Here is an 11,771-nt window from a genome sequence, read left to right on the forward strand (position 1 = left end):
GCTCCGCATTGACGCTCAGCCCCCCTTGGCGGCACCTGTATCCGCAACAACTTCGGAACTGAGACCCCATGCGTCGCCTGTCATGTCTTGTCGGATTCTGCCTGTTGTCGGGCTGCGCCACCTTTGACGGTGCGCCGGACACCGTCGGACGGAAGTACGTCGTATTCTTCACGAAGGGATCGGCGTCGATCACCGGATCCGGAACTGGCGTCGTGTCGCATGCGGCGATTGCTGCGAAGCGAAGTGCCGATTACTCCGTGCTGGTCGAAGGCTATGCCGCCGCCAACGGTGATCACGACTCGGAGGTTCTGCTGTCGCACGCACGGACCGAGGCAGTCGCTGCCGCGCTCCGGGCCGACGGTGTGGAAGGGTCTCGCATTCACGAGGATCCACGGCCGCCGTCCAACGAGGATCGTGGCGTTGCCGCGCGCCGGGTCGAAATCGGCTTCGTCTCCCCCTGATCGGCGCCTCGACCTCCATCCGGCCGACGCGGGACGCAGGACAGCAGCCAGAGAGCCCGAGCGCCGTCCTCGCACGTGTCTTCGGCTTCCCGGGATTCCGGGGGCTGCAGCAGCAGGCGATCGATCGTGTCATGGCAGGCGGCGATGTGCTCCTGCTGATGCCGACCGGCGGCGGCAAGAGCATCTGCTACCAGCTCCCGGCCTTGTGCCGCCCGGGCATGGGACTGGTGGTGTCGCCGCTTATCGCGCTGATGGACGACCAGGTGGCGGCGCTGCGGCAGGTCGGCGTCAATGCGGCGGCGCTGCATTCCGAGCTCGAGCCGGAGGAAGCCGCGCGCATCAAGTCAGACCTCGCCGGCGGACGACTGGACCTGCTGTATGTCTCTCCCGAGCGGCTGCTGTCGCCCGGCATGCTGGACCGGCTGTCCCGTCTGGAAATCTCGGTCATCGCGATCGACGAGGCCCATTGCGTGTCGGCCTGGGGCCATGAGTTCCGGCCGGAATACCGCGCCCTGGCGCAACTGCCGCAACGCCTGCCCGGCGTGCCGCGCATCGCGCTGACCGCCACCGCCGATCCGCGCACCCGCTCCGACATCATCGACGCGCTGGCGATGCCGGACGCGGAAGTGCTGGTGGCGAGCTTCCATCGCCCCAACCTGCACATCACCGCCCGGCCGAAAGGCTCCGAGCTGACGCAGCTGCTGGAACTGCTCGGCCGGCACAAGGACGAGGCCTCGATCGTCTATTGCGGCAGCCGCAATAAGACCGAGCGGATCGCCCGGTCGCTGCGCGAACGCGGCTGGCCGGCGATCCCGTTCCATGCCGGGCTGGCGCCGATCGAGAAGCGCGCAGGATTGCTGCGGTTCCGGTCCGGCGAGCCGGTCGTGATCTGCGCCACCATCGCCTTCGGCATGGGCATCGACCGGCCGGACGTACGCAGCGTGGTCCATCTCGACATGCCCGACAGCCCCGAGGGCTACTACCAGCAGATCGGCCGCGCCGGCCGCGACGGCGAGCGATCGGACACGCTGCTGCTGTTCGGCGGCGAGGACATGGCCCGCGCCCGCCACTGGCTCGACCAGAGCCAGGCCCCCGTGGCCCAGAAGCGGTTCATGAGCCAGCGGCTGGAGTCGATGATCGGGCTGGCCGAAACCACCTCCTGCCGCACCCGTGCGTTGCTGGCCTGCTTCGGCGAGGATCTCGCGGTCGATTGCGGCCATTGCGACAACTGCATATCGCCGCTCGCCACGTTCGACGGCACCGTCGCCGCGCAGAAGGTGCTCTCGGCGATCTACCGGACCGGCCAGATGTTCGGCGCCCTGCATATCGTTTCGGTGCTGCGCGGCAAGCAGACCGAGGCGGTCAAGCGTCATCGCCACGACGAGCTCGCGCTGTACGGCATCGGCAAGGAGAAGTCGGACGGGTTCTGGCGCAGCGTGATCCGCCAGCTGGTGGCGCGTGGCGCGCTCAAGATCCAGGGCGAATATGCCAGCCTGGCGCTGCACGAGAGCGTCGCGCGGCCGATCCTGCGTGGCGAACAGCCGGTGATGCTGAGCGAGGACGCCGCCGCGACATTGGGCAGCGTGACGTCGGCATCCCCATCGCGCAGCAGCTCGGGCGCCGCCGTGCGGGCGCTCGACACCACCGCCGAGGCCCGGTTCGCCGCCCTGCGCAACTGGCGGCTGACCGAGGCCCGCTCGCAGGCGGTGCCGCCCTACGTGATCTTCAGCGACGCCACCTTGCGCGACATCGCCGCAGACCAGCCGGACAGCCATGCCGCGCTGGCGGAGATCAAGGGCGTCGGCGTCTCCAAGCTCGAGCGCTACGCCGATGCGGTGCTAGGCATCCTGCGCGGCTGAAGCCGGAGCGGCTGGTCGGCCGATCGTGTCGAGCTTCGCGAGCACGTCGTCCGGCAGTTCCAGTTCCGCCGCCGCCAGGTTCTCGCGCAGATGCGCCAGCGACGAGGTGCCGGGGATCAGCAGCACGTTCGGCGCCCGGTGCAGCAGCCAGGCGAGTGCCACCTGCATCGGCGTCGCCCCGAGCTGTGCCGCCACCTCCGAGAGCGTCGTGGATTGCAGCGGTGTGAAGCCGCCGAGCGGAAAGAACGGCACGTATGCGATACCGGACGCCGCGAGGTCGTCGATCAGCGCATCGTCCGCGCGGTGCGCGAGATTGTAGTTGTTCTGCACGCACACGATTTCCGCCATCCGGCGCGCTTCCGCGACCTGGAGCGCGGTGGCGTTGCTCAGGCCGAGATGCCGGATGAGTCCCTGCCGCTGCAGGTCGGCCAGCACGGAGAACGACGCCTCGATCGATCCCTCCGCGGGGCCCTGGTGGCTGAACATGAGCCGCAGGTTGACGATTTCGAGCACGTCCAGCCCCAGGTTGCGCAGATTGTCATGCACCGCACTTGTCAGGGCTTCGGGCGAGAAGGCCGGGTTCCACGAGCCGTCTTCGCCGCGTCGCGCCCCGAGTTTCGTCACGATGACCAGATCGTCCGGATAGGGGTGGAGCGCCTCGCGGATCAGCTGGTTGGTGACGTGCGGTCCGTAGAAATCGCTGGTGTCGATATGGTCGATGCCGGCTTCGACCACGGCGCGCAGGACCGCGATCGCCGCGTCATGATCCTTGGGCGGCCCGAACACGCCGGGGCCGGCAAGCTGCATGGCGCCGTAGCCGAGACGCCGGACTTGCCGGTCGCCGAAAAGGAAGGTGTCGGCTTCACGAGTGCTGTTCATCGAGGTGCTCCGCGATTGTGATGGACATCAGATGCGCCCGGCCATGGCGTGCGATAATCCTTGTCAATCGACACAAGCCGTGCAGTTTTATGTACAATGCCACCTGATCTTCTCGAACTGTCCGCCTTCGTCTCGGTCGCGCGGGCCGGTGGCTTTCGTGATGGCGCACGGCTGAGCGGTGTGTCGGCATCCGGCCTGAGCCAGGCGGTCAGGCGCCTCGAGGCCAGGCTCGGCGTCCGGCTGTTGAACCGGACGACCCGCAGCGTTGCGATGACCGAAGCCGGCGAGCGCCTGTTCGAGCGGCTCGTACCGGCATTGAACGAGGTCGAGACCGCGCTCGACGTGGTGAACGCCTTCCGGGACAGGCCGGCTGGCACCCTGCGGCTGAACGTGCCGTCGCACGTGTCGCGTCTAATCCTGCCTGCCATCGTCTCGCCGTTCCTGAAGGCATTCCCGGATATCCGGATGGAGGTGACCGTCGAGGACGGATTCGTGGATGTGCTGGCGGCGGGATGCGATGCCGGCATCCGCTACGACGAGCGGCTCGAGCAGGACATGATCGCGGTGCCGATCGGCCCCCGGATGCAGCGTGTGGCGACCGCCGCGTCGCCAGCCTATCTGGCGGTGCGTGGGCGGCCAATGCATCCCCAGGATCTGCTCAGCCACGCATGCCTGCGCGGCCGTTTCGCAGGCGGTGCGACCCCTGTCTGGGAGTTCGAGCGCGCCGGCGAGGTCGTTCGGGTCGACCCGATCGGATTGCTGACGGTCCGACAGACCGCGGCGCTCGACCTTGCCGTCGACGCGGCGGTGGCCGGCCTGGGCGTCATCCAGCTATTTGAGGAATGGCTGCGCCCGGGCCTGGACAGTGGTGCGCTGGAGCCGGTGCTAGAGCCATGGTGGCAGAGCTTCCAGGGACCGTTCCTGTATTACCCCGGGCGCCGCCTCATGCCGGCACCGCTACGGGCGTTCGTCGATTTCATCCGGATCTAGAACCGGACGTTTCGGTATCGATCATTCCGGCTCCGGCGTCGAACGCCGAACAGCCGATCCGGTCCGGTCCAGCAACGATATGTCCGGCGCGTTTGGCTCTCGCGGCACGCGCGATTTCAGTTCATGATGTTCGGAATGGGTGCCAAACGAACATGGCGCCGCTCTCATGCTGGAGCCCGACCGGATGGCCCGCCTCGATATCGCCGTGAAGGGGCTGTTCGCGACGCCTGTCGCGGCCGTGCAGTTGCCCAGCTCGGAAGCCCGCAACGCGATCCTTCGCGAGACCATCCTGCAGCGCCGCGCCACCACGCCATCGGTGCAGGCGTCCAACGCCGGCGGCTGGCATTCGGATCGCGATATCGCGGATTGGGGCGGCGCCGAAGCCAACACCGTGCTTGAACTAGCCAGGCAGGTCGCGACGCAGATGGTGGCGGACCGCAAGGGCCAACCGATCCGGCCGCGCTGGTCGATGCAGGCCTGGGCCAACGTGAACGGTCCCGGCGACGGCAACATCTGCCACTACCACCCGGGCGCGTTCTGGTCCGGCACCTACTATGTGGACGATGGCGGCTGTGCCGACGACCCGTTGCTCGGCGGCGAGTTCGAGATGCTCGATCCACGCGGGCCCGGCCCGGGCATGTATGCGCCGGCGCTCAAGTTCGCGGGCGAGGACGGTGCGTCGGCCGGCAGTGGCGAAACCATCCGCCCGCGTCCGGGGCTGCTGTTCCTGTTCCCGTCCTGGCTGTTCCACCAGGTGCGGCCGTATCGCGGCGACCGGCTGCGGATCTCGATGGCCTTCAATTTCGGCCTGGACCAGACAAGCGCCGCCGATGCGGGCTGACATCCCGGTGGTCCTGTCGCGCCGGCAGCAGGACATAACCAAGCTGCTGCGCGAGAACGGCCGGCTTGCGGTCGAGGATCTTGCCGCCCGGTTCGCGGTTACACCGCAGACCATACGGCGCGACCTGAACGAGCTTGCCGATGCACGGGTGATCACCCGGGTGCATGGCGGTGCCGTCATCGCGTCCGGCGTGGAGAACCTCGCCTACGACGCCCGCAAGCAGGTCGCGCAGAACGCCAAGCGCCTGATCGGCGAGGCCGCGGCGGCGCTGATCCCGGACAATACCTCGCTGTTCCTCAATCTCGGCACCACCACCGAGGAAGTCGCCCGCGCGGTGGCAGGCCGCACCGGCCTGCTGGTGGTGACCAACAACATGAACGTAGCGCTCGAACTGTACCGGAACCAGGCGATCCAGGTGATCGTCGCCGGCGGCACGTTGCGGCCGTCGGATGGCGGAATCGTCGGGCGGCTGGCGGCGGACGCATTCAGGCAGTTCAAGGCCGACATCGCTGTCATCGGCACCTCGGCGATCGATACCGACGGCGCGCTGCTCGACTACGATGTGCGCGAGGTGCAGGTATCGCGCGCGATCATCGAGAATGCGCGGCGGGTTATGCTGGTGACGGACTCGTCCAAGTTCACGCGTCGTGCGCCGGTACGGATCGCGCAGCTGGAGGAGATCGACATCCTCATCACCGACCGGTTGCCGAGCCCGGAACTTGCGGCTTTGTGCCGCAACGCCGGCGTCGAGGTGATCGAAACCGGGCCGCAGGAGAGCGACCCGTCAGCCTGACCGTCATTCGTTGCCAGGACGCGAAATGCGCACTTGCATGTTCGCTTTGTGCGTGACAGAACGAAAACCGAAATAAGCGCAGCCTATAACGCGCATGTCCGGGAACATTGTCGATGGCCATCACGCCGGAAGACCAGATCTACGACATCGCAATTATCGGCGGCGGCATCAACGGCTGCGGTATTGCGCGCGATGCGACAGGTCGTGGTCGTCGGGTGTTCTTGTGCGAACAGAACGACCTCGGCTCCGGAACATCGTCCGCTTCGACCAAGCTGATCCATGGCGGCCTGCGCTATCTCGAATATTACGAGTTCCGGTTGGTCCGCGAGGCACTGCGCGAGCGTGAGGTGCTCTGGGGCATTGCGCCGCATATCGTCTGGCCGCTCCGCTTCGTGCTGCCGTATCACGATAAGCTGCGTCCGGCCTGGCTGCTCCGGTTGGGATTGTTCCTGTACGACAACATCGGTGGTCGGAACCGCCTGCCGCCGACACGGTCCGTCAACCTGCATACCGATGTCGTCGGCGGTCCGTTGAAGCCGGAGTTTGCCCGGGGTTTCGAATATTCCGATTGCTGGGTCGAAGATTCCCGCATGGTGGCGCTGAACGCCGCCGCCGCCGCCTCGATGGGCGCCACCATCATGACGCGCACCCGCTGCGTATCGGCCGAGAAGCACGATGGCGGCTGGGACGTCACCGTCGAGAGCGTCGAAGACGGCACGCGCCAAACCATCCGCGCACGGTCGCTGATCAATGCCGCCGGCCCCTGGGTCGACAGCGTGGTGCAGAAGGTGGTGCGCGACAACAACCGCGCACCGGTCCGGCTGGTCCAGGGCAGCCACATCGTGGTGCCGCGGCTCTACGATCACGACCAGTGCTACATCTTCCAGAACGACGACAAGCGCATCTTCTTCGTCATTCCCTACGAGCAGGACTTCACCCTGATCGGCACCACCGATCAGGACTACACCGGCGATCCGGCACTGGTCAGCGCGTCGGCGGAGGAGATCGCCTATCTCTGCCGCTCCACCAGCGACTATCTGAAGCAGCCGGTCACGCCGGACATGGTGTGCTGGACCTATTCTGGCGTCCGTCCCCTCTATGCCGAGCAGGCGACTGGTTCGGCGGCCCAGGCCGCGACACGCGACTACGTGCTGAAGCTCGACGCGGAGAACGGCGCGCCACCGCTGCTGACGATCTTCGGCGGCAAGATCACCACCTATCGCCGGCTCGCCGAAGCGGTGCTGGCCAAGCTCGACGCGCATCTTCCGGCCGCGACCGGCAGGAAGCCGGGCTGGACCGGAAAGGTGGCACTGCCTGGCGGCGACTTCGCCCGCGACGGCTACGAAGGGCAGGTCGCGGACCTCGCCAGGGATTACGGCTTCGTTCCGCACAAGCAGCTTCGCCGGCTGGTACGCCTGTACGGCACACGTGCACGCATCCTGCTCGGCGACGCACGGAGCGAAGCGGACCTGGGCCGTGATTTCGGTGCCGGATTGACGCAGGCGGAGCTACGGTACCTGGTGCGGCACGAATGGGCACGAACCGGCGACGACGTGCTGTGGCGCCGTACCAAGCTCGGCCTGCGGCTGGACCCGGTGGCACGCGCTGCAGTCGACGGAGCGGTGCGCGCCCTGGCGGATGCGGAACCCGAAGCGACGGTTCGGGACGCTAGCGGGATCGAGCAGAAGCAATGAGTGTCGTTCTCGAACATGTCGGCTTGCGTGACGGTAACGACATCATCATCAACGATGTCAGCCTGGCGTTCGAACGCGGCACGATGAACGTGCTGCTCGGGCCGACCCTGAGCGGCAAAACCACGCTCATGCGATTGATGGCCGGCCTCGACCATCCGACCAGCGGACGTATCCTGGTCGACGGCAAGGATGTCGCCAAGGTGCCGGTGCGCCGTCGCTCGGTGGCAATGGTGTATCAGCAGTTCGTCAATTATCCGTCCCTGTCGGTCTATGAGAACATCGCGTCGCCGCTGCGTGTCGCCGGGGTCGGAAAGGCCGAGATCGAGACGCGCGTGGCGGAAGCGGTGCGGGTGCTGCGGCTCGAGCCGTTCCTGCGCCGGCTGCCGGCCGAACTGTCCGGCGGCCAGCAGCAGCGCACCGCGATCGCCCGGGCGCTGGTGAAGCAGGCCGAACTGGTCCTGCTCGACGAGCCGCTGGCCAATCTCGACTACAAGCTCCGCGAGGAACTGCGCGAGGAACTGCCGCGCCTGTTCGCCGCCTCGGGTGCGATCCTGGTCTATGCCACCACCGAGCCGTCCGAGGCGCTGCTGCTGGGTGGCCGTACCGCGACCCTCTGGCACGGGCGCATGACCCAGGAAGGGCCAACCCCGTCGCTGTATCGCAGCCCGGGCAATCTCGATGCGGCGCGGGTGTTTTCCGATCCGCCGCTCAACGAGCTGGCGATCGAGATCCGCGGCGGCAGCGCCTGCCGCATTGATGGGACGCCACTGCCCGAGGGCATGGTCCCGGCCCTGGCGGACGGCAGCTACATCCTCGGCTTCCGCGTCGAGCATGCGACGGTCGTCGACCAGGCAGCCGGATACGGGGCGAACGAGAATAGCGCGGTGTTCAACGGCACCGTCTCGGTGACCGAGATCAGCGGCTCGGAAAGCTTCGTGCATGTCGATCTCGGCTTCGCGATCTGGGTGTGTCTCGTTCTCGGCGTGCATGACTGGCGACCGGGTGCCACCGCCGCGGTCGCGGTCGATCCGCAGGGAATTTTCGTGTTCAGGCCGGACGGATCGCGCCTGGAAACCGCCGTGCCGGCAGCAACGCACGCGTTCGCCGGCTGAGGGGGCAAGGACATGGCCAGCATCACCCTCGACGGCATCGGACATGCCTATCCGTCCCGCGACCCCGGAGAAGCCAAGCGCTATGCGCTGAAGCCGGTTCATCATGTGTGGCAGCACGGGCGTGCCTACGCGCTGCTCGGGCCGTCCGGCTGCGGCAAGACCACGCTGCTCAACATCATCTCGGGACTGGTCATCCCGTCGGACGGACGGCTGCTGTTCGACGATGTCGACGTGACGCGGTTGCCGACCGAGAAGCGCAACATCGCGCAGGTGTTCCAGTTCCCGGTCATCTACGACACCATGACAGTGCGCGAGAACCTGCTGTTCCCGCTGCGCAACCGGGGCGTGGACAAGCGCATCGCGCATGATCGCGTGGTCGAGATCGCCGGGCTGCTGGACCTGGTGCCGGTGCTCGACCGCCGTGCCCGGGGCCTCACCGCCGACGCCAAGCAGAAGATCTCGCTCGGCCGCGGACTGGTGCGGTCGGACGTGTCGGCGGTGCTGTTCGACGAGCCGCTGACGGTGATCGACCCGGCGCTGAAGTGGGAACTGCGGTCGAAGCTTAAGGCGGTCCACGAAGCCCTCGACATGCTGATGATCTACGTGACCCACGACCAGGTCGAGGCGATGACCTTCGCCGACGAGGTGGTGGTGATGAACGACGGCCGGGTGCTGCAGATCGGAACCCCGACCGAATTGTTCGAGCGGCCGGCACACGCGTTCGTCGGCTACTTCATCGGCTCGCCGGGAATGAACTTCCTGCCGGCGCGCCTCGAGGGGTCCGCCGCACGCGTCGCCGACGCGGTGTTCCCGCTCGATGCCCGTTACGGCCCGCAGGCCGGCGAGGTGAAGCTGGGCTTCCGTCCGGACTATGCGACGGTGACGCCCGACGGCGAGGGCATCCCGGTGCAGGTCCTGCGCATCGAGGATCTCGGCCGCCGGCGGCTGGTGCGCGTCGCACTCGGACCGCACGAACTGGTGGCGACGCTGCCGCCCGGCATGGAGCTGAACGAACCGACCGCCAGGCTGCAGGTCGGATCGCAGCATCTGCACATCTATGTCGATGACGAACGCATAACTGGCGAACAGATCGGGGGCGAGCTCGCATGATGGACAAGCCGCTCAACAACCGGGCCTGGTTCTTCCTGATCCCGGTTCTGGTGTTCGTCCTGTTCTCGTCGCTCATCCCGCTGATGACGGTGGTGAACTACTCGGTCCAGGACACGATGGGCCAGAACAACTTCTTCTATAATGGGATTGCCTGGTTCCAGAACCTGCTCGATCCCAGCACCGATATCGGCGGACGCTTCGCCAGCGCGCTAGTACGCAACCTGATCTTCTCCTTCGTCGTGCTGGCGATCGAACTGCCGCTCGGCGTCGCCGCCGCGATCTGTATTCCGCGGCATGGCTGGCGGGTCGGCGCGACCCTGGTGCTGATCGCGCTGCCGCTGCTGATCCCCTACACGGTGGTCGGCACGATCTGGCAGATCTTCGCCCGCGCCGACATCGGCCTGCTCGGCTACGTGCTCAATCATCTCGGCATTCCCTACAACGATACGCAGGATCCGACCTCGGCCTGGGCGACGATCGTGGTGATGGATGTGTGGCACTGGACCGGGATGGTGGCGCTGCTTGCCTATGCCGGTCTGAAATCCATTCCCGACGCGTTCTACCAGGCGGCGCGTATCGACGGGGCCGGACGCTGGTCGGTGTTCCGCAACATCGAACTGCCCAAGCTGCAGAAGGTGCTGGTGATCGCAGTGCTGCTGCGCTTCATGGGCAGCTTCATGATCTATACCGAGCCATCCGTGGTGACCGGTGGCGGTCCCGGCGAGTCGACCAGTTTCCTGTCTCTCGATCTGGTGAAGATCGCCCTGGGGCAGGTCGATCTCGGTAACGCGGCAGCGATGTCCCTGGTCTACAACCTCATCACGCTGACGATCTGCTGGGTATTCTTTACCGTCATGACCCAGATCGACCGCCGGAAGGACGTGTGATGCGTATCAACGGACGTTCCATCGGCATCGCAGCGTATCTGCTGGCCCTGTTCCTGCCGATCTATTGGCTCCTGAACATGTCGTTCAAGACCAACGGCGAGATCATGTCCCGCCTGTCCCTATGGCCGCACCACATCAGCTTTGCGAATTATGGCCACATCTTCGGCGACCCTGTCTGGTATCTCGGCTTCCTGCATTCACTGACCTACGTGCTGCTGAACACCGTGATCTCGGTGACGGTGGCACTTCCGGCCGCCTATGCGTTCAGCCGCTACCGCTTCATCGGCGACAAGCACCTGTTCTTCTGGCTGCTGTCCAACCTGATGGCGCCGCCGGCGGTCTATGCGATGCCGTTCTTCAACTTCTACTACTCGATCGGTCTGTTCGACACGGTGTGGGCGGTGGCCCTGGCGCATTGCCTGTTCAACGTGCCGCTCGCGGTGTGGATCCTGGAGGGCTTCATCTCCGGCGTGCCGCGTGAGATCGACGAGACGGCAGCGCTCGACGGCTACTCGTTCCCGCGCTTCTTCGTGAAGATATTCCTGCCGCTGATCGGTAACGGCATCGGCGTCGCCGCCTTCTTCTGCTTCATGTTCTCATGGGTCGAACAGTTGCTGGCGACGACGTTGACCACCGTGAACGCCAAGCCGATCGCCGCGGTCATGACCCGGGTCTATTCCGCCGCGGGAATGGACTGGGGCCTGCTGGCAGCGGCAGGCGTGCTGACGATGATCCCGGGCGCCATCGTCATCTGGTTCGTCCGCAACCACATTGCCAAGGGCTTTGCCCTCGGTCGGGTCTGAGGAGGCCGATCATGGGCTGGATGGCCTGGAACTGGCACACGGCGGTATTCTTCGTTGCCATCGTGCTGCTGCTGACCGTGATGACGCTGCTGGCTGTGTATCGCCCGGAGACCCCGCGCAAGGGGATCCTGCGGTTCCCGACCACCCGCGGCGACCGGCTTTTCGTGTCGCTGATCGGATCAGCGTTCATCTACATCTTCTGGATTCGTTTCACCGGCGGTAGCATGATGTGGCCGGCGGCGATCCTGTCGGTGGTTTATTGCGTGGCGATGTTCCGCTTCGCCTGAGCCGCCGCTACGAATACGTCAAACAGCCGGAACAAGCCCACAGAAGGCTGCAGAC

At 66.2% G+C, this 11,771-nt stretch carries 12 protein-coding genes; 11 read left to right on the forward strand and 1 reads right to left on the reverse strand.

Annotation, left to right across the window (positions count from 1 at the left end):
• Positions 1-68 precede the first annotated feature (68 nt).
• On the forward strand, positions 69-461 hold the full coding sequence (locus tag HN018_RS07345) for an OmpA family protein (RefSeq protein WP_171834872.1): 393 nt from the start codon (positions 69-71) through the stop codon (positions 459-461).
• Positions 462-478: 17 nt separating this feature from the next.
• The gene (gene recQ, locus HN018_RS07350; RefSeq protein ID WP_239479260.1) at positions 479-2,320 is read left to right on the forward strand and encodes a DNA helicase RecQ; all 1,842 of its coding nucleotides are present in this window, start codon (positions 479-481) and stop codon (positions 2,318-2,320) included.
• Here recQ and HN018_RS07355 read toward each other — a convergent pair.
• A complete protein-coding gene (locus HN018_RS07355; protein ID WP_171834873.1) occupies positions 2,300-3,199 on the reverse strand; it encodes an aldo/keto reductase family oxidoreductase in 900 nt (299 codons plus the stop codon). The two genes, recQ and HN018_RS07355, sit on opposite strands and share 21 nt — an antisense overlap.
• Positions 3,200-3,295: 96 nt before the next feature.
• Between HN018_RS07355 and HN018_RS07360 the strand changes: the two genes are divergently transcribed.
• The 9 genes from HN018_RS07360 (at position 3,296) to HN018_RS07400 (ending at position 11,716) form a co-directional block, all read left to right on the forward strand.
• Positions 3,296-4,189 carry a LysR family transcriptional regulator gene (locus tag HN018_RS07360; protein ID WP_171834874.1) on the forward strand — a complete coding sequence of 298 codons (894 nt, stop codon included), beginning with the start codon at positions 3,296-3,298 and terminating at the stop codon, positions 4,187-4,189.
• 139 nt (positions 4,190-4,328) lie between these two features.
• Positions 4,329-5,030: a TIGR02466 family protein gene (locus HN018_RS07365; RefSeq protein WP_171834875.1), complete on the forward strand. Its 702-nt coding sequence runs from the start codon at positions 4,329-4,331 to the stop codon at positions 5,028-5,030.
• On the forward strand, positions 5,020-5,823 hold the full coding sequence (locus HN018_RS07370) for a DeoR/GlpR family DNA-binding transcription regulator (protein ID WP_171834876.1): 804 nt from the start codon (positions 5,020-5,022) through the stop codon (positions 5,821-5,823). Before HN018_RS07365 ends, HN018_RS07370 begins: the two co-directional genes overlap by 11 nt.
• A 113-nt stretch (positions 5,824-5,936) precedes the next feature.
• Complete coding sequence (glpD, locus tag HN018_RS07375; protein WP_171834877.1) at positions 5,937-7,517, forward strand: glycerol-3-phosphate dehydrogenase; 1,581 nt, start codon at positions 5,937-5,939, stop codon at positions 7,515-7,517.
• Positions 7,514-8,629 (forward strand): ABC transporter ATP-binding protein, encoded by a 1,116-nt coding sequence (locus tag HN018_RS07380; RefSeq protein WP_171834878.1) that lies wholly within the window; start codon positions 7,514-7,516, stop codon positions 8,627-8,629. Before glpD ends, HN018_RS07380 begins: the two co-directional genes overlap by 4 nt.
• Positions 8,630-8,641: 12 nt before the next feature.
• Positions 8,642-9,739: an ABC transporter ATP-binding protein gene (locus HN018_RS07385; RefSeq protein WP_171834879.1), complete on the forward strand. Its 1,098-nt coding sequence runs from the start codon at positions 8,642-8,644 to the stop codon at positions 9,737-9,739.
• Positions 9,736-10,626 carry a carbohydrate ABC transporter permease gene (locus HN018_RS07390; RefSeq protein ID WP_338034012.1) on the forward strand — a complete coding sequence of 297 codons (891 nt, stop codon included), beginning with the start codon at positions 9,736-9,738 and terminating at the stop codon, positions 10,624-10,626. Before HN018_RS07385 ends, HN018_RS07390 begins: the two co-directional genes overlap by 4 nt.
• Positions 10,626-11,429 carry a carbohydrate ABC transporter permease gene (locus tag HN018_RS07395; protein ID WP_204259695.1) on the forward strand — a complete coding sequence of 268 codons (804 nt, stop codon included), beginning with the start codon at positions 10,626-10,628 and terminating at the stop codon, positions 11,427-11,429. The genes HN018_RS07390 and HN018_RS07395 overlap by 1 nt, the downstream gene beginning before the upstream one ends.
• Positions 11,430-11,440: 11 nt before the next feature.
• Positions 11,441-11,716: a DUF2160 domain-containing protein gene (locus HN018_RS07400; RefSeq protein WP_171834881.1), complete on the forward strand. Its 276-nt coding sequence runs from the start codon at positions 11,441-11,443 to the stop codon at positions 11,714-11,716.
• Positions 11,717-11,771: the final 55 nt, after the last annotated feature.

The organism is Lichenicola cladoniae, assembly GCF_013201075.1.
In the GTDB taxonomy this organism is placed as follows: Bacteria; Pseudomonadota; Alphaproteobacteria; order Acetobacterales; family Acetobacteraceae; genus Lichenicola; species Lichenicola cladoniae.